Origin of the sequence: Robertmurraya siralis (genome assembly GCF_005502275.1) — a bacterium.
In the GTDB taxonomy this organism is placed as follows: Bacteria; Bacillota; Bacilli; order Bacillales; family Cytobacillaceae; genus Robertmurraya; species Robertmurraya siralis.
In genome coordinates this window covers 1-18,572 of sequence record NZ_SWLZ01000010.1, presented here as the reverse complement: position 1 = coordinate 18,572, position 18,572 = coordinate 1, and the positions used below count along the sequence as shown (strand labels likewise).

Below are 18,572 nucleotides of genomic sequence, written 5' to 3'. Positions count from 1 at the left end.
GCCTAAAGACAATTTCAAGTAATTGTAGCTGCGAAGTGATACCGGTTATCCGAATTCATCAGTATAAATAGAGCTGCTCATATACATAAAACCGAGCAGCTCTATTTATGATTTTTTCAGCTGATTAATATTTAATAAATTGAGTAATTGCCTCGACATATAAGTAGATGAATGGGAATAGTCCTTTTTTATCCAGTCCAGTATTAATCCTAGCACACCCTGTGCATGGTAGGTTACGTATAAGTCCATATCGATGTCAGTATTGAGATTGCGCATCTTTAAAAGTTCTTTTTTAAAAGCTAATGAAAACTTGTCAATAAACATTTCTTGAATATTTGGGATCGCTTCCGATGTTTTCCAAAGATTAAAAAAATCCTTCTTTTTATAAATATGCTCAAAAATGACAATATCGGCAGGTGTCATATTCTCAATCCCTTTTTTAAAATCATCAAAAAAAGCAGCAATGAGACCATTAACCATACTTTCATTAAGCTCCTCAACTAATTCTTCTTTATATTTATAATGAAAGTAAAAGGTGCTTCGATTGTAATCGGCTCTTTCGACAATATCGGTTACGGAAATATCTTTGTATTCCTTTTCATAAAGAATGTCTATAAATGCTCTCTTGAGCATTCTTTTTGTTCGGCGAACTCTTCTGTCCTCACGATTCTCATCTGAAAGCATCATATTCCTCCTTTATGATATCCAATCCCGATGATTAAACATGCGATGTTTCGAGGTTCAAAATATGACAAATTACAACAAATAAGCATTAATTTGCAATAGAGCACAAGCTCTCTAAGTAATTAAATTATATACCATATCCATAAAAATTTTTGATGTTTCCGACAATATTAAAAAAAATGTTGGTTTTTTAGACATTAACAAATTTTTTAGTGATTGATGAAAAATTTGTCTAACCATAAGATGAAATTAAGATAAGCTTATCTGAATTAGACATTTTTCGTAGATTTTCTGATGTAGTTAAGTTTTTTAACTGTTTGGAGGTAGCAATGTTTAACTCTTGTTCAAAAAAAGGCGAAAAGATGAAAACGTAATCAAGTCGCCGATTGAAGGTGAAGTATTGCCATTGAGTAATGTCAATGATCCGGTCTTCTCGACAGAAATGATGGGGCAGGGTGTAGCAATTTTGCCGAAAAGAGGCAGAGTCGTATCCCCTGTTAATGGGAAAGTGGTGTCCGTGTTTGAAACTAAACACGCCGTTACCCTTACTTCCGACAACGGAGCGGAAATATTGATCCACGTAGGCCTGGATACAGTTAGTTTAAACGGGCAATACTTTGAGGCACTTATTTGTTCAGGCGAAAAAGTAAAAATAGGGGAACCTTTGCTACAGTTTGATATCGATAAAATCAAAAGACAAGGTTTTGATCTTATATCACCGCTCATCATTTGTAATACCGCTTCATTTAAAGAAGTGGTAAGTTTTACTGGCAAAGAGGTCGAAGAATTGGAAACGGTCATTGAGCTTATTGAAAATTAATTTGCACAACAGAGAAAGGGGGACTATGCGTTATGAAAGAATTCCCAGCAGATTTTTTGTGGGGAGGCGCCATTGCCGCTAATCAATCCGAGGGGGCCTATAATGCGGATGGCAAAGGACTGTCGATCCAAGATGTGATGCCCAAAGGGTTTAGCGGCCCAATTACAGAAGAGCCGACTCCAGATAACATGAAACTGGTAGGTATTGATTTCTATCATCGATACAAAGAGGATATAAAATTATTGGCAGAAATGGGATTTAAGGCATTTCGCATTTCCATTGCCTGGTCAAGAATCTTCCCGAATGGAGATGAAACAGAACCGAATGAATTAGGTCTACAGTTCTATGACCGTGTATTCGATGAGTGTAAAAAATATGGAATTGAACCGATTGTCACTATTTCTCATTATGAAACACCATTGTATTTATCAAAAATGTATGATGGCTGGCTCAACAGAAAGCTAATCGATTTTTTTATCCGATATGTAGAAACGATTTTTACGAGATACAAAGATAAGGTGAAGTATTGGTTAACATTCAATGAAATCAATTCTATTCTCTATGAGCCCTTTTGCAGCGGAGGCATCTACACTGATAAAGATAAATTAACGAAGCAGGATTTATATCAGGCGATTCATCATGAGTTGGTCGCAAGTGCCATGGCGGTAAAATTAGGGCACGAAATCATGCCGAACGCAAAAATTGGCTGCATGATTTTGGCTGTACCGATATATCCCCTTTCTTCTAAGCCTGACGACGTGATCGCCACAATGCAAAAGCAAAGGGAAATTGTCTTTTTTGCAGATGTGCATGCAAGAGGTGAATACCCAGCATATATGCGACGTTTTTTTAAAGAACATAATATTGAAATCAAAATGGAACCTGAAGATAGGGAAATACTAACTCACACAGTCGACTTCATTTCGCTCAGCTACTATATGAGTCTATGTGAAACTGCTGATTCTGCGCAAAAGTCTAATAGTAAGGGGAATATTTTGGGAGGGATAGCTAACCCATTTTTAGAGGCTAATGAATGGGGCTGGCAGATCGATCCACAAGGGCTTAGATATATGCTTAACGAGTTATATGATCGATATAAATTGCCTCTTTTCATCGTTGAAAATGGTGTTGGGGCGAGAGATGTTTTAGTAGAAGATGAAAATGGACAGAAGACGGTGCTCGATGATTATCGAATTGATTATTTAAGAGATCATCTTCTCCAAGTAGGAGAAGCGCTTGAAGACGGTGTGGAAGTAATGGGCTACACAGCTTGGGGATGCATCGATCTCGTTAGTGCTTCCACTGCGGAACTAAGAAAACGATATGGCTTTATTTATGTCGACCGTCATGATGATGGTTCCGGAACTCTTGAACGTTATAAAAAGAAAAGTTTTTATTGGTATAAACGAGTAATTGAATCAAACGGGAAGTCGTTAAGTGAGGGAATGTAAGCGTTTTATTACCGAGCTGTATTCATGCATTTAAAATGTCCGGAGGAGGATAAATGAATGAATTATGAAAATGTTGCTAATGAAGTCTTAGCTTCGCTAGGAGGAAAGGAAAATATTAAGACATTAACCCATTGTGCTACTAGATTAAGATTTTCCTTATTTGAAAGTAGTAAATTGGACAAGGATGCTATAGAAAAAAACCCAAATATTTTAGGCCTTGTTGATAAAAATGGAAACTATCAACTAATAATAGGTACGGAAGTGTCACATGTATACAAAGCTATTACAAATTTAACAGGCGAAGTGAATTCTGAGAGAGAAGATTCAAGTGCTGAGAGCACGGAGAGTAAAAAAGGCAGCTTACTTGATCGTTTTTTAGCAACGATCTCTGCAATTTTTACGCCGTATATTCCTGTATTAGCAACTTCAGGAATTTTGATTGGTTTAGTTGCTATCGCTGCAAACTTTGGCTGGATTTCGGAAGAAAGTACGACTTATATTACCTTGAATGCAGTAGGGAATGCGTTATTATACTTCTTCCCAATATTACTAGCGTATACTGCAGCCAGTCGATTCGGTGCAAATCCTTATATCGGGGCTACGATTGGGGCGGCATTAATGCATCCAGATTTAAGTGCAATACTAATTTCAGGAGAAAGATTAACTTTGTTAGGAATTCCCTTTACTGCGATGAACTTTGCCAATACGGTTATCCCAATTATCGTTGCAATGTGGGCTTTTAGTTATATAGAAAAATTTCTCAAGAAATATTTAGCAAAGCCATTGCAATTTATGCTTGTTCCTTTATTGTCCATCGTATTAATGGTGCCCCTTTCTTTATTGGTATTTGGGCCGATTGGAAATATATTAGCTCAAGCAATAGCGGATGGATATCAATTTTTTGTTGATGGAAATGTTTTTATTCTTAGCTTAATCTCAGGAGCATTTTTTATCTTTGTGATTATGCTAGGGCTGCATTGGATCATTTTGCCGATACAATTGCAAATTCTTTCTGAGCAAGGATTTGAATATTCCTTAGCAGCCGGTGGCATGGGAGGCTATGCTCTATTAGGTATAACCTTGGCAGTTCTGCTTTTTAATAAAGATAAAAAGATTAAAGAAGTTGCTGGATCTGCAGCATTTGTCAATATGATATCGGGGATTACGGAGCCAGGATTATATGGTATTTGTATGAAGAACAAGCGATATTTTTTAGCCTTAATATTAGGTGGTGCAGCAGGTGGGTTAGTATGTGGAATTTTTCAAGTATATGTAAAAGCTTTTGCTTTCGGAGGAATTCTTGGTCTACCAGCGTTTGCTGCTGCGACAGAAGTCTTTCCATTCTATATGCTTAGCGTTTTCTCTTCAATTGCCGTAGGTTTTATTGTTACATTCCTAATGGAAAAAGGAAAATTTTTAACAACTAAATCTGTGTAGGCTTCAGCTAAATTCGATAGAGGCAGTTGACAGTATGACTGCTTCTATCGAATCTCATTTAAAACCATATCTCTTAATCTAGTTGGTCATCTTTTTTTCTACTTCCCCGGGGACATTTTATAAAAAAGCTTTGTTAAACGATTTTGTTGATTTTTGGCTCATTGTCTGAGACTTCATATGTAATTGAACCAAAGTTCAACATCGAACTTATAACAAAGCCAAAAAAACATAATGGAAGGTGGAAAAAAGTGAAATTTCCTAATCTGTTTAAACCGTTGAAAATAAAAAACACTGTATTTACAAATAGAATAATAGCAACTCCAGCAGGTGCTTATAATGATAAAGCAATTGGCGGAGCGGGAGTCATTATTGCTGGTAGCGCAAACGTTAGTAGAAAGAGAGCGAGCTATTCACATCCGGATGATCCTTATATATTTGATAAGTATGAACGAGAAAAAACAAAGGAACGAGTGATTGTCGCTAAGCAAGCTGGAGCAAAGGCATCTTTAGAATTGATCCATGCCGGTCAATACGCCCGAGTAGATGACTATGCTCTTGGCCCAATCAGCTTTACTCGGAATGATGGTACAAAGGTAAAAGCAATGGATGAACAAGATATGATGGAGGTAGCCAATGATTGGGCTGAAACTGCTAAAAATGCAAAGGAGTTCGGCTTTGATCTAGTCATGCTCCACTTCGGGCATGGTTGGCTTCCTGCAGAATTTTTGTCTCCCTTGTTTAATAAAAGAGAAGATCATTATGGTGGTAGTTTGGAAAATCGAATGAGATTTCCCAAAATGATAATTGACCGTGTTCGGGAAGCAGTTGGTCCTGATTTTATTATAGATATGAGAATTAGCGCTTCAGAATGTGTTGAAGGGTCAATTCAATTTGAGGATGTTCTTCAATTTATAAAAGAAATTGAAGATAAAATTGATATGGTTCACATATCCGCTGGATTGGATATTGACCATGAAGGGAATGTTCATGCGGTTCCAACCATTTTCAAAGAACATATGCCAAATGTGGATTGGGCTGCGGAAGTGAAAAGAAATGTAAAGATTCCTGTGACGGTTGTCGGTGCTATTATGAGTCCAGTTGAAGCAGAGTCTATTATTGCAGAAGGTAAAGCAGACTTTGTTGCTTTAGGTAGACCTTTAATTGCTGATCCATTTTGGCCGCAAAAGGCAAAAGAAGGTCGCGATGAAGACATTATTCCATGTTTAAGATGCCAATACTGCTATCATATTTCAACAGACAGAAAAAATGTGGGCTGTTCCGTGAATCCACGCTATAGAAGGCAGCATTTAGTTCCATTGGAGTTGGATACTGCAAAGAAGAAAAAGAAAGTAGTTGTGATTGGTGGCGGACCGGCAGGAATGAAGTCAGCGATAGTGGCGGCAGAACGGGGACATCAAGTCGTACTAATTGAAAAGTCTTCTGAGCTGGGTGGTGCGTTAATATATGCAAAATACGAAGAGTTAAAGGTAGATTTATATAACTATATGAAATATTTAATTACTCAAGTCAATAAATCGACAGTTTCAGTCCAGCTAAACACGGAAGCAACTCCTGAATTAATAAAGGAGCTACGCCCCGATGCGATCATTATTGCTGTAGGGGCCAATCCCTTTACGCCGCCAATAAAAGGTGTCAACCAGCCCCATGTTTTGCAAGCATTAGAGGTTTATGGCCAAATGGAAAAGCTTGGCCAAGAGGTTGTCATAGTTGGCGGTGGCTCTACAGGCTGTGAACTCGGCATTGAGTTAGCGAGAAATGGGAGAAAAGTGACGATTTTAGAAGGCTCCGGGCAATATGCAGCTAACGGAAATCTCCTTTATCGGATTGGATTACGGCAGACGATGGAAAAGGAGAAATGCTTGCACTGGGAATTGAATGCATTTTGTCAAGAAATTAAAACAGATGGGGTCGTTTATATACAAAATGGTGAGGAAAAATTTATCACTGCTCAGTCCATTATTTTATCAACCGGAATGAGAGTTAATTCTAAACTTGTCGAATCCTTTTACGGCATTGTACCAGATACATTTGTCATTGGTGATGCCTATAAAGTAAGAAACGTGATGGATGCAACGAGGGAAGGGTACTTTATTGCTAAAAATCTTTGAGCAAACATAGGGAACAACCCTCTGGAAAACAGGGAACTCCGTCCTTTTTTCCAGAGGGTTAAAACGCAAATTGAAAGAAATTGGCAGGTGAAAAAAGTGAAATTTCCCAATTTATTTAAACCGCTTAAAGTAAAAAATATTATCTTTCATAACCGAATTATTGCAACTCCAGCAGGCCCATATCATGATAAAGCACTGGGAGGTGCAGGAACAATCATTACTGGCAGTATAAATGCAAGTAGAAAGAGAGCAAGCTACTCAAGTCCAGATGAGCCATATGGCTTTGATAAATATCAACGGGAAGCAACAAGAGAGCGAGTTATTATTGCCCATCAGGCTGGTGCCAAAGCATCTCTAGAAATTATTCATTCCGGACAATATGCACGTGTAGACGACTACGCAATAGGGCCAATTAGTTTTACTAGAGAAGATGGTACAGAAGTAAGAGCGATGGATGAGCAAATGATGGATGAAGTAGCTAATGATTGGGCAGAAACTGCAAAAAACGCCAAGGAATTTGGTTTTGATCTAGTTATGCTCCATTTTGGCCATGGGTGGTTGCCGGCAGAATTTCTATCACCGTTATTCAATAAAAGGACGGATCAATATGGAGGAAGTTTTGAAAATCGAGCGAAATTTCCGAAGATGATTATTGATAGAGTAAGAGAGGCAGTCGGACCAGATTTTGTTATAGATATGCGTATAAGCGCTTATGAATGTGTAGATGGATCCATTGAATTTGATGAGGTGCTCCAATTTATTAAGCTCGTAGAAGATAAACTAGATATGGTTCATATTTCAGCTGGCCTTGACATTAATCATGAAGGAAATGTCCATATGGCTCCAACCATATTTAAAGAGCATATGCCTAATGTGGAATGGGCTGCCGAAGTGAAGAGAAATGTCAATATTCCAGTTACAGTTGTCGGGGCGATTATGACGCCTGAGGAAGCAGAATCAATTATTGCTGAAGGCAAGGCAGACTTTGTTGCTTTAGGAAGACCGTTAATCGCAGATCCTTTCTGGCCACAAAAGGCGAAAGAAGGGCGTGAAGAGGATATTGTTCCCTGCCTTCGCTGCCAATATTGCTATCATATTTCAACGGAAAGAAAAAATGTTGGCTGTTCCGTGAACCCTCGATATGCAAGATCACATTTAGTTCCATTGCACGTGCAAAAAGCAAAAAAACAAAAAAGAGTGGTCATTATCGGCGGTGGTCCTGCTGGAATGAAAGCTGCTCTTGTTGCTGATGAGCGAGGCCATGAAGTCATTCTCCTTGAAAAAAGGGCAGAACTTGGCGGTGCGTTATCGTATGCAAAATTCGAGGAAATAAAAATAGATTTATATCGATATTTAATTTATTTAACAACTCAAATCAATAAATCCAATGTAAAGGTAAATTTGTCAACTGAGGTCACTCCAGAATTAATAAAGGAAATAGGACCCGACGCTATCATTATTGCGGTAGGAGCAGAGCCTTTTTCCCCGCCAATAAAAGGGGTTGACCAGCCCCATGTTCTGCAAGCATTGGATGTGTATGAACAGTTAGAAGAGATCAGTCAAGATGTAGTTCTTATCGGCGGCGGCTCTACAGGCTGTGAACTGGGGCTCGAGTTAGCTCATAAAGGCAGAAATGTAGCGATTTTACAAAGCGGCAGCGAGTATGCTCCTAATGGTAATATGCTCTATCGAATTGGTTTGCGGCAGACTATGGAAAAGGTTGAAACGCTAAAATTGTATTTGAACTCCTTTTGTAAGGAAATTACTAAGGACGGAGTCATTTTTGTACAGGAAGGTAAAGAAAAGTTTATCCCGGCAACGACGGTAATATTATCCACTGGCTTTAAACCAAAACAAAGTGTAGTTGAACAATTCTATGGAATCGTACCAGATACATTTGTTATCGGTGATGCAAAACAAGTAAGAAATGTGATGGATGCTACGCGAGAAGGGTACTTTGTCTCAGCGAATCTTTAATATTTGTACGTACACTGATCTTATGGGGATACGAGCGTTTTCTCTATTTTTCTGAAAAGTAGCTAGTGGTTTGACTGGTTCAGGAAGGTTGTTAGAGCCATTTGCAATGGTCAAGTTTCCAAACATACATGCAACTTGTACCGGGACCATGGACAATACAGTTGGGTCAGAGCTAAAGCATTCATTATGCAGCGATTCTTTGTTTGGATTTTCAATCCAGGATGGTCCTCGTAAAATTTTTATGAGGACCATTTTTTGGAGTTGGGTGAGTTCTGTCCGCATCAGTCTTGTATGAGGACAGGGTTCGCTTGAATTAGGAGATCTCTGTCCGCATGAGCCCATCATGAGGACAAACTAAGCACGATATTTTGCGTTTCCTTGTCCCAATAAGCCTTTTTATACGGACAAACTTGAACGGTATGCACTTCGAAGCTCAATTTGTCCCATTCAACAAATGCGTTGCTTCCGACTTCAGGTTATGAATACGGAAATTCTCCTGATATCAAAGTGTAATTACAAGCTGCAAAATTCGCGGTATCAGATATGGATATCCGTTGTGAAAAATCCTGTTTAATAAGTAAATAATTCAAAACACTTGAAATTTATAAATAATAGTGTTATGGTAAAAATGAAAGCACTTACAATAATAAAATGTTATGATGAGATTGTGACTTTCGCAAAGTATGAACTTTGACGTCAGGCAAGACTCAAGACAAACGAACTGTTTGTTTTGGGTCTTTTTGTTTTTTACAAGTGAATCTTTCGTACTAGAGAGAAATTGAACTGATAACGAAAGAAAATAGAAATGGTCAAAAGCATTGGGGAAAACAGCGCCTAATTTTTGAGGGAAATTTAAGAAAAGCTGCGAAAAGAATAATGAGGTGAAAGACTATGAAAAAATTATTTTCAAAGAAAAAGACAGCTATGACAGATAAAATACAAGTTTATTCACCAATCGATGGAAAATGTGTTCCGCTTGAACAGGTAAAAGATCCTGTTTTCAGCGATGGTAGCATGGGATATGGTTGTGCCATCATTCCATCTAGCAATGAGATCTATTCACCGATTTCAGGAAAGATAGCATCAATATTTCCAACTAATCATGCGATTGGGATAGTTGGAGATAACGGAGAAGAATTGCTATTACATGTAGGAGTGAATACGGTGGAATTAGAGGGAGTTGGTTTTATCCCCTATGTTAAACGAAATGAACATGTAGAAATGGGCACACTACTATTAAAAATTGATTTGGAACTAATCAAGCAGAAAGGATATGATCCAGATGTTATCTTGATTCTTTTAAACTCTAATCGCTATGAGCAGATTGAAGTAGTTCCGAAAATGACTAAGCGTGGCGAAGCTTTATTTCCTCTTAAATTAAAGACTTAATAATTTAAGGAGTGATTGCTCTTGATTATTTCTAGAATAATGAATAATAATGCGGTAGTGGCGCTCGATGAAAACGGGGATGAAACGATTTTACTAGGCAAAGGAATCGCCTTTCAAAAAAAGGTTCATGATCCTGTTGAACGTAGCAAAATCGAAAAAAAGTTTATTTTAGAGTCAAAAAATGAAATGAAATATGTGGAAGAATTATTCCGTTCAATTCCTCCTTCCTATATTAATGCGACAAACGAGATCATTGAAACAGCGAAAAACACCATTGGTACCAACTTTAAAGAAGGAAATTTATTTATTTCTTTGGTCGATCATATTGCATTTGCCATTGAACGAAAAATTTCCAATGAAATGATTGAAAATCCACTTTTAATCGAAATAAAGAAGTTTTATCCGAATGAGTTTAAAGTGGGTGCGCTCGCATTAGAAATTATTGAGAAACACACGGACATTAAGTTGGATGAAGACGAGGCGGGCTATATTGCATTCAATTTGATTAATGCGACTCTTAACTCTAATAAAACGAGCATAAAAGAGATAACGATAATCATAAAAAACCTTATTTCTATTATTGAGTCCAATTATAATGTCAAATTGGATGATAACTCTACTTATTATATACGTTTTATCACTCATTTAAAGTTCTTTTTATATCGATTATCTTCCAATAAAGTAAATAATAATGATGAATTTCTATACAAAATTGCGAAGGACAAATTTAAAAAAGAATACGAATGTGCGAAACAAATCGCTGCATATATAAATGATTATTATAATTTCAGGGTCCCAAATGAAGAACTGGGATATTTAATGATTCATATCAATTCTATGATTCTTCACAATAAAAAGTAGCAATAACAGCTGAATTGCGCATAGGCTGTTTTGTATAAAGATTGACGTCAATCCAATAAAAATAATGAAAATTGGAGAGAGAGGTGGCACAAGTGTTAAAAACAGAATTAGCAGAAAAAATAGTTGAACTTGTTGGTGGAGAAGGGAATATTTCCTCTCTGACTCACTGTATGACAAGATTGCGTTTCGTCATAAAAAATAGCACAAAGATAAGGGAAGAGGAGTTGAAAAAGCTTCCTGAAGTTATCAAAATTATGGATTTTGGTGGGCAATATCAAATTGTATTAGGGGCTATCGTGGAAGATATTTACCAAGAAATTTCCGAAAAGTACAATTTTTCTAACAATAATAATGATGAAAATATAAAAAAAGACGAAAAAGATCAGCATGAACAGAAACAAAATGTACTAGATAGATTAATAGGAACACTTTCAGGTATTTTTACTCCACTGATACCAGCAATGCTGGGGATGAGCTTTCTCAAAGTACTTTGCATCATTTTAGAAGTCTTCTTTGAAATTAGTGACACGAATACGACTTATGCGATTTTAATTGCCTTGTCAGATACGTTTTTCTATTTTCTTCCTATATTGGTGGCATGGTCAGCAGCAAAAATGTTTAATGCCAATATTGGCGTGTCATTAATGGTTGTTGGGCTCCTTATTCATCCTAGTTTTATAAATCTCTTAGGTGAGAATGGCGAGGGAATTACTTTTTTAGGGATACCAGTAACTGAAGTGTCTTATGCAAGTTCAGTGCTTCCTGCCATCTTAGCTATACTTCTACTGTCAAAAGTTGAAATACTATTAAAAAGAATAATCCCAAAAGCATTAAACTCACTTTTTGTCCCATTTTTTAGTCTATTAATTGTAACACCGATAACCATTTTAATTCTTGGTCCAATTGGAAACTGGGGAGGAACTTTTATTACATCTGTTTTCACTTCCCTTTATGATTTCAGTCCGATTTTAGCTGGAGCACTCATAGGAGGTACGTGGCAAATATTAATCATCGGTGGCATGCACATTGTCATTTTATCGTTAGTAACCGTTCCGAATATTGCTAGTTTTGGTAGAGATACCGTCATTGTTACGCATGCCCCAAGCTTAATGTGTCAGTATGCTGCAGGATTAGCGGTTGCGGCCAAAACGAAGAATCCTCAAACAAGGAAAACGGCTTTGTCCTTAACATTAACGGGATTTTTTGGAGGTAGTATCGTTGAACCAATCATGTATGGCATTAACTTGAAGTATAAAAAACCATTTTATTTTGTATTAGTGGGAGGAGCAATAGGGGGAGCCATTGCTGGTGGAAGTTTCGCAGGTGTAACTGCCCCGGTTGCATTAAGTATTTACTCTTTACCAGCCTATTTTGGAGTAGGATTTGTTGGTCTTTTAATAGGTGCCTTAGTTGGAAGTTTAGCAACATTTATTTTAACTTATATGTTTGGAATTGATGAAGCAAAAGAATAGGCAGTTTATTTTGTACCAATTCTACAGGCTATGTTAAACAGAATTGTGATAAAGTTCATTTCCTGTGAAGCCTCACAAGCTTTTAAGTAGAACTGAAAGGCACTCTGATTTCCATGAAACGGGAGGAGCAATCTCGTTTCATGGAATCAGAAAGAGGATTGGTGGCTTATACAAATCGCCACTGTACTGATGAGCGCAGCCACAATTTTAATATTTCTGAAGGCGTATTCGCAAAAAATATACGAGAGGAAGTCATCGATGCTAAAAGTTAATGATATTCGTTTTGAGTCAGCAGAACATGTTATTCAAGAAATAAGGAATATGAATGTAAAAGGGGGAAGTCCTTTTGGTAGAGCAGCAGCTTGGGCATACAAGTTGGCATGTGACCAAGAAGTCTTCTCTAATCGAGAAGAATTACAAAATCGTCTTGATTATCTTTCTTCTGAAATGCTTGAGCTTAAGCCAACAATGGCGACCATTTATAATTCAAAAAATCTTGTTTATGCCTTATTGGAGGCAAATATTGATGCAGAGGTGCTCGAAATTCAGGAGAAAATCAGTAAATTGTGTCAAAAAATCATCGATGTTTCTTTGGAAGCAGTTGAAAAGCTTGGTCAGTTCGGAGGAAACATCATTCAGGATGGGGAAACAGTATTCATGCATAGTTACAGTAGTGCATTAATGAGTGTTTTTATACATGCTGCTAAACAGGGGAAAAGATTTACTGTGATCTGTACAGAATCACGCCCATTAAGGGAATCGAGATTGGCAGCTCAAATTCTCCAAAGCTATCAAATTTCAGTAATTTATATTACAGATGCAAGCGCTTGGGAGTTTATGCCAAAGGCCGATTATATCATGGTTGGTGCAGATACGATTACTTTTGACGGTAGTGTTGCTAATAAAATGGGCACAGCTTTGATTAGTAAGCTGGCAAAAATGTGTAATAAAAAAGTGTATATTGCAAGTGAGATTTACAAAATCGATTTAAGGACAAAAGAAGGTTATCAAGTTAAATTGGAAAGACGTACGATTGAGGAAATGATTCAAAAGGGCGATTTTGATTCTTTAGATGGAATAGAGGTAATTAATCAATTTTTTGATTTGACTCCAGCCGACGATATTCACTCGATTATTTGTGAGTTTGGTGTCATCCATCCTTCAACAGTGGGAGAATATTGGGGAAAACTTGAAAAGTTTATTATGGAAGCTGCTCGTTAAGCATTTATGGTGAGAATTCAAGTAAAGGATGTGGAGTAATATGAACAGGTATTTGGAATTATCGGAAGAAGTCTTAGCGGCAAAAGAAAATGGCAAAGCGATCGTTGCCCTTGAATCAACCATTATTTCGCATGGGATGCCCTATCCCCAAAATCTAGAGATGGCCAATAAGGTTGAAACCATAATTCGCAAAAATAATGCGATACCCGCAACAATCGCATTAATGGATGGAAAAATTAAGATTGGTTTATCTCCACAAGAACTGGAGGCTTTCGCAAAAAGCGAGAATGTTGCTAAAGTCTCAAGAAGAGATATTGCTGTCATTGTTGCAACAAATAAAATGGGGGCAACTACTGTTGCATCAACCATGTATTGTGCTCAGTTAGCTGGTATCCGTATTTTTGTAACTGGTGGAATTGGAGGGGTTCATAGAGGGGCAGAGACAACAATGGATATTTCTGCAGATCTTGAGGAACTGGCCCAAACAAACGTAGCTGTTGTCTGTGCTGGTGCAAAATCTATCTTAGATTTAAATTTAACGATGGAGTATCTAGAAACGAAAGGAGTTCCTGTTATCGGCTACCAAACAAATGTGTTGCCGAGCTTTTTCGCCCGTACTAGCGAAATTAAACTGGATTATTCCCTGGATGAACCGAAGGAAATCGCAGAAGTATTAAAAGTAAAATGGGATTTAGGAATAGAAGGTGGCGCGGTGATTGCCAATCCAATCCCGGAACATTCAGCTATGTCCGAAGTTGAAATCAATTATATTATAGAAACAGCATTAACGGAGGCTAGCAGGCAGGGCATAAAAGGAAAAGAAGTTACTCCTTACTTACTAAAAAAGGTTGTAGAGATGAGCAACGGTAAAAGTTTAGAAGCAAATGTTGCATTAGTTTATCACAACGCATTGATAGGCGCTAAAATCGCGACCGCATTACAGGAATTTTCTTGATTTTGACTTTTGAGAAAGAAGGAGTGGCGTCATTCCTTCTTTTTTTATTGCATACAAAGTTGCGAAGCTGCTCAGATTCATGAACCCAAGTAAAGCTGCTGTTAACAAACAGCAGTTAATTGACGAAAGAGGAATATATGATGCTTTGTAGAATAAGAGTAATAGTCTTCATAAAATTTAGTTTTGGAGTGAGAAGCCAATGAGATTATCTATTATTAATACTGTGAGAACAAATAATTTTAATGATGAGCAGTTGATGGAGAAAATTGCAGAGCTGTGGAAAGAGGCATCTAAAAGCTTAACCAATCAAAATACGATAATCTATGGTGTCTATTATCATTATGAGAGTGACTATAAAGGCGATTATACGTTAAGCATTGCTGTTGAAGATAACGAAAGAGAACCTTCTCTGGAAATATTGAATACAGCAAAATATGAAATTTTTAATGTCGATAAAACTGAAGAACAAGGTGTCATAAATACTTGGAAACAGATTTGGAAACGAGAGGATTCAGGTACATTGAAGAGAGCGTATACATATGATTTTGAGAAATATTATCCAAACGGAGAAATTGAGATTTATATAGGAATCAAGTAATTCAAGATGGAATTTTTTATGATTAATAAGGAGCCAATAATGATTGGGTCCTTTTTGTCTAAGATAAAAACGAATTGTCGATACGTAATGTTTGTCTTCTTCGCTTTTGAAAGAGTACCTCGAGTTCATTTCTTTACTATGATTGTCCTTTATTTATTAATAAAATGCCTCCCAAAAAGATCTCCAATAAACCAATTGCAAAAAAGAGCGGCTGCAGAATACTGATCAATCCAAGCCAGTATACTTGGGATCCAATCCAAATGATCAGGATTACGCCGAGACTTATTGTTGCAACACTGGTCAAATGATGACGCTTTAAGGATAGAAAACTACCCACTAAACTGCCAATCCCATTGAACGTTAGGAGAACGATTCCGGGAATTAGGAAGTTTTGAAAAGGAGACTTGCTTAATAGCTCGACTGACATACCTAAATTGCTGCCATCCGGCTCTAACATCAATCCGATTCCTGCAGAAATCGCACCGAGGGCAACGATCAATAAGAGGGCACCAGTTCCATAGAATAGTATTTTGCTTCTCTTCATCATTTATCGCATCCTTTCATGTCTAAGTATACTCTTTAATATTTTTCAACTTTTTGTGATAAAGTGAACATTTCATTACGGATAAAGAAACCATTTTAGTCAAATATTCAAATGAATGTTTGACTATTATTTGAAACTTGCATACACTAATAATCAAATAGGGATTTGAATAAGAGGTGAGCTCAATTGAAACACGATGTTTGTGAAGTGACTTGCTATGATGAAATAAAAGTAAAGAGAGTAAAAGAATCCATATCAAAGCATAATACGTTTTCAGTATCAAAAATGTTTAAGGCATTAGCGGATGACACAAGACTGAAAATTGCTTTTGCTTTAAGTGAAGAAAAAGAGTTATGTGTCTGTGATGTTTCTCAAATTGTCGGCTGTTCTTTAGCAACTGCATCTCATCATTTACGATTGCTTCGTAATATGGGCTTAGCGAAGTATCGAAAAGAAGGGAAATTAGTCTTTTACTCTTTAGACGATGACTATGTTAGGCAACTCATTCAATTGGCTCTTACCCATGAAAAGGAGGGGAAAATACTTGAACCAAGCAACTAAACCATCAATGGAAAAACAAGTATATCGTGTTCAAGGCTTTTCCTGAGCAAGCTGTGCCAATACGTTTGAGAAAAACGTAAAACACCTGGATGGTGTTGTTGATGCAAATGTAAATTTTGCTGCTTCAAAGCTTACTTTATATGGGAATGCAACCATTGCTGAACTTGAAAAGGCGGGTGCATTTGAAAATTTAAGAATCATTCCTGATAAAGAAAAATTTACGGAAGCAAAGGAACCATTTTTAAAGAAGCATGCAAATGTCGTGATCTCGGCTATTTTCCTGTTAATCGGGTGGCTCTTGGGTGAAGGACATGTTATGAGCACGATTGCTTTTGGAGCTTCGATTATAATAGGTGGATATCGTTTATTTCAAACAGGAATTAAGAACCTGTTTCGCTTTACCTTTGATATGAAAACATTAATGACGATAGCTGTAATCGGAGCAGCAATTATCGGTGAATGGGGTGAAGGGGCTACGGTTGTCATCCTTTTTGCCATTAGTGAAGCTCTTGAAAGATATTCAATGGACAAAGCTCGTCAATCCATTCGTTCTTTAATGGAGATTGCGCCAAAAGAAGCACTGATTCGTCGCGGTGAGAAGGAGATGTTGGTGGAAGTTGAAGATATCGAAATTGACGATATTATGATTGTGAAGCCAGGTCAAAAAATTGCCATGGATGGAGTGGTGATAAACGGGACTTCAGCCGTCAACCAAGCTGCCATTACGGGGGAATCTGTGCCAGTGATGAAGGTAAACAATGATGAAGTGTTTGCGGGCACGTTAAATGAAGAGGGGCTTCTAGAAGTAAAGGTAACCAAACGTGTGGATGATTCGACAATTGCTAAAATTATTCATCTTGTCGAGGAAGCGCAAGCGGAGCGTGCTCCATCTCAAGCGTTTGTTGATCGCTTTGCCCAATACTATACCCCGCTTATTATGTTAGTCGCTTGTGGTGTCGCAATCATTCCGCCACTTCTTGGTGGAGAATGGAGTACATGGATTTATCAAGGCTTGGCAGTTTTGGTCGTTGGTTGTCCATGCGCCCTTGTTGTATCGACACCAGTTTCAATTGTGACTGCGATCGGAAATGCAGCACGTAACGGGGTGTTAATCAAAGGAGGAATTCATTTAGAAGAAATGGGTGCCATTAAAGCAATGGCTTTTGATAAAACCGGCACTCTTACACGAGGAGTTCCAGTAGTAACAGACTTTTTCCCGTTACAGCAAGGTATGGATAGAGCTCCCCAATTATTAAAAATAATCGCTGCTTTAGAAAAGCGTTCCCAGCATCCTTTAGCTTCTGCCATTTTGAAAAAAACAGAAGAGGAAAAACTCGATTATGAAAGTGTTAAAGTGAATGAGTTTTCTTCGATAACAGGAAAAGGGGTCAAAGGGCTCATCGCTGGTGAAACCTATTTTGTGGGCAGTCCACAATTATTGGACGAGACCCTTAGTAATGGACTAGCTCAGGAGATAAAAGAGAAAATTAATGCCCTACAAATTCAAGGAAAAACAGTGATCGTAGCAGGTTCACGAACAGAAGCGCTGGCAGTGTTGGCTGTTGCTGATGAAGTAAGAGAAAATAGCCGACTTGTAGTGGAGAAACTTCATTCCCTTGGTTTGAAAAAAACAATTATGCTGACGGGAGATAATAAAGGGACGGCGCAAGCAATTGGACAGTATGCAGGTGTTTCTGAGATAAAGGCAGAATTGTTGCCGCAGGATAAGCTTACTTTTATTAAAGAGCTGCAGAAGAAATATGAGCGCGTTGCAATGGTCGGAGATGGAATTAATGATGCGCCTGCTCTAGCGGCAGCGAATGTAGGGATCGCAATGGGTGGAGCAGGTACAGACACGGCATTAGAAACAGCCGACGTAGCGCTCATGGCTGATGATCTTGGCAAACTGCCATTTACCGTTAAATTAAGCAGAAAAACATTGCAAATTATTAAGCAAAACATCACGTTTTCATTAGGAATTAAACTGATTGCATTATTACTGGTAATTCCAGGTTGGCTGACTCTCTGGATTGCTATTTTTGCCGATATGGGGGCCACTTTGCTTGTCACTTTAAATAGTTTAAGGCTCCTTTTAGTGAAGGATCAGAAGTAGAAGGGGTGAAGAGTTAATTCGTTATACGTGCTGCCCTTTAATTGTTTTTTGTTTTTAAGTTTGAAGGGCAGTACAATGTCTTACCCTAGTCACCTTTAATTAATTGCCTACGAATGGTAGCAGTTTAAAAGCTAGCGGTCGTTCATTTTGCTACAAATTTTGTTCGTATGAAGGTCTCATGAGGACAAATAGCGCCAAAAAAGAGCTCGTGTTGTCCGCATAAAGTGTTCATGAGGACAAATAGCGCCAAAAAAGAGCTCGTGTTGTCCGCATAAAGTGTTCATGAGGACAAATAGCGCCAAAAAAGAGCTTGTGTTGTCCGCATAAAGTGTTCATGAGGACAAATAGCGCCAAAAAAGA

Annotated in this window: 16 protein-coding genes; 14 read left to right on the top strand and 2 right to left on the bottom strand. The window is 37.7% G+C overall.

Annotated features, from left to right (window positions below; genetic code table 11):
• Positions 1–105 precede the first annotated feature (105 nt).
• Positions 106–684 (bottom strand): TetR/AcrR family transcriptional regulator, encoded by a 579-nt coding sequence (locus FCJ93_RS13115; protein WP_170211306.1) that lies wholly within the window; start codon positions 682–684, stop codon positions 106–108.
• Between the two features lie 340 nt (positions 685–1,024).
• On the opposite strand from FCJ93_RS13115, the gene FCJ93_RS13110 reads away from it, so the two are divergent.
• From FCJ93_RS13110 to FCJ93_RS13060, 12 genes are all read left to right on the top strand, one after another.
• Positions 1,025–1,504 carry a PTS sugar transporter subunit IIA gene (locus FCJ93_RS13110; RefSeq protein ID WP_137743876.1) on the top strand — a complete coding sequence of 160 codons (480 nt, stop codon included), beginning with the start codon at positions 1,025–1,027 and terminating at the stop codon, positions 1,502–1,504.
• Positions 1,505–1,536: 32 nt separating this feature from the next.
• The gene (locus FCJ93_RS13105) at positions 1,537–2,955 is read left to right on the top strand and encodes a glycoside hydrolase family 1 protein (RefSeq protein WP_137743875.1); all 1,419 of its coding nucleotides are present in this window, start codon (positions 1,537–1,539) and stop codon (positions 2,953–2,955) included.
• A gap of 57 nt (positions 2,956–3,012) precedes the next feature.
• Positions 3,013–4,392, top strand: coding sequence for a PTS transporter subunit EIIC (locus tag FCJ93_RS13100; protein WP_137743874.1), 1,380 nt, complete (start codon positions 3,013–3,015; stop codon positions 4,390–4,392).
• 248 nt (positions 4,393–4,640) lie between these two features.
• On the top strand, positions 4,641–6,521 hold the full coding sequence (locus tag FCJ93_RS13095; protein ID WP_137743873.1) for an oxidoreductase: 1,881 nt from the start codon (positions 4,641–4,643) through the stop codon (positions 6,519–6,521).
• Between the two features lie 96 nt (positions 6,522–6,617).
• Complete coding sequence (locus FCJ93_RS13090) at positions 6,618–8,498, top strand: oxidoreductase (protein ID WP_170211305.1); 1,881 nt, start codon at positions 6,618–6,620, stop codon at positions 8,496–8,498.
• Positions 8,499–9,389: 891 nt separating this feature from the next.
• A complete protein-coding gene (locus FCJ93_RS13085; protein ID WP_137743871.1) occupies positions 9,390–9,887 on the top strand; it encodes a PTS sugar transporter subunit IIA in 498 nt (165 codons plus the stop codon).
• 21 nt (positions 9,888–9,908) lie between these two features.
• Positions 9,909–10,748, top strand: a complete 840-nt coding sequence (locus FCJ93_RS13080) for a PRD domain-containing protein (RefSeq protein ID WP_137743870.1) — start codon at positions 9,909–9,911, stop codon at positions 10,746–10,748.
• A gap of 92 nt (positions 10,749–10,840) precedes the next feature.
• Positions 10,841–12,220, top strand: a complete 1,380-nt coding sequence (locus FCJ93_RS13075) for a PTS transporter subunit EIIC (protein WP_211344117.1) — start codon at positions 10,841–10,843, stop codon at positions 12,218–12,220.
• 140 nt (positions 12,221–12,360) lie between these two features.
• Complete coding sequence (locus tag FCJ93_RS25670; protein WP_268951589.1) at positions 12,361–12,492, top strand: hypothetical protein; 132 nt, start codon at positions 12,361–12,363, stop codon at positions 12,490–12,492.
• Positions 12,479–13,441: a translation initiation factor eIF-2B gene (locus FCJ93_RS13070; RefSeq protein WP_137743869.1), complete on the top strand. Its 963-nt coding sequence runs from the start codon at positions 12,479–12,481 to the stop codon at positions 13,439–13,441. Before FCJ93_RS25670 ends, FCJ93_RS13070 begins: the two co-directional genes overlap by 14 nt.
• Positions 13,442–13,481: 40 nt before the next feature.
• On the top strand, positions 13,482–14,396 hold the full coding sequence (locus FCJ93_RS13065) for a pseudouridine-5'-phosphate glycosidase (protein ID WP_137743868.1): 915 nt from the start codon (positions 13,482–13,484) through the stop codon (positions 14,394–14,396).
• Positions 14,397–14,595: 199 nt separating this feature from the next.
• Positions 14,596–14,994, top strand: coding sequence for a GyrI-like domain-containing protein (locus tag FCJ93_RS13060; RefSeq protein ID WP_095310697.1), 399 nt, complete (start codon positions 14,596–14,598; stop codon positions 14,992–14,994).
• 136 nt (positions 14,995–15,130) lie between these two features.
• Here FCJ93_RS13060 and FCJ93_RS13055 read toward each other — a convergent pair whose 3' ends face one another.
• The gene (locus tag FCJ93_RS13055; protein WP_235879473.1) at positions 15,131–15,541 is read right to left on the bottom strand and encodes a hypothetical protein; all 411 of its coding nucleotides are present in this window, start codon (positions 15,539–15,541) and stop codon (positions 15,131–15,133) included.
• Between the two features lie 183 nt (positions 15,542–15,724).
• Here FCJ93_RS13055 and FCJ93_RS13050 point away from each other — a divergent pair, with 183 nt between their 5' ends.
• Positions 15,725–16,099: an ArsR/SmtB family transcription factor gene (locus FCJ93_RS13050; protein ID WP_137743867.1), complete on the top strand. Its 375-nt coding sequence runs from the start codon at positions 15,725–15,727 to the stop codon at positions 16,097–16,099.
• On the top strand, positions 16,062–18,212 hold the full coding sequence (locus FCJ93_RS13045; protein WP_268951588.1) for a heavy metal translocating P-type ATPase: 2,151 nt from the start codon (positions 16,062–16,064) through the stop codon (positions 18,210–18,212). The genes FCJ93_RS13050 and FCJ93_RS13045 overlap by 38 nt, the downstream gene beginning before the upstream one ends.
• Positions 18,213–18,572 lie beyond the last annotated feature (360 nt).

Bases quoted from the DNA above. Each gene is read 5' to 3' on its own strand.
- FCJ93_RS13115 (WP_170211306.1), bottom strand. From the start codon at position 684: ATGCTTTCAGATGAGAATCGTGAGGACAGAAGAGTTCGCCGAACAAAA.
- FCJ93_RS13105 (WP_137743875.1), top strand. From the start codon at position 1,537: ATGAAAGAATTCCCAGCAGATTTTTTGTGGGGAGGCGCCATTGCCGCT.
- FCJ93_RS13100 (WP_137743874.1), top strand. From the start codon at position 3,013: ATGAATTATGAAAATGTTGCTAATGAAGTCTTAGCTTCGCTAGGAGGA.
- FCJ93_RS13085 (WP_137743871.1), top strand. From the start codon at position 9,390: ATGAAAAAATTATTTTCAAAGAAAAAGACAGCTATGACAGATAAAATA.
- FCJ93_RS25670 (WP_268951589.1), top strand. From the start codon at position 12,361: ATGGAATCAGAAAGAGGATTGGTGGCTTATACAAATCGCCACTGTACT.
- FCJ93_RS13070 (WP_137743869.1), top strand. From the start codon at position 12,479: ATGCTAAAAGTTAATGATATTCGTTTTGAGTCAGCAGAACATGTTATT.
- FCJ93_RS13065 (WP_137743868.1), top strand. From the start codon at position 13,482: ATGAACAGGTATTTGGAATTATCGGAAGAAGTCTTAGCGGCAAAAGAA.
- FCJ93_RS13060 (WP_095310697.1), top strand. From the start codon at position 14,596: ATGAGATTATCTATTATTAATACTGTGAGAACAAATAATTTTAATGAT.
- FCJ93_RS13055 (WP_235879473.1), bottom strand. From the start codon at position 15,541: ATGATGAAGAGAAGCAAAATACTATTCTATGGAACTGGTGCCCTCTTA.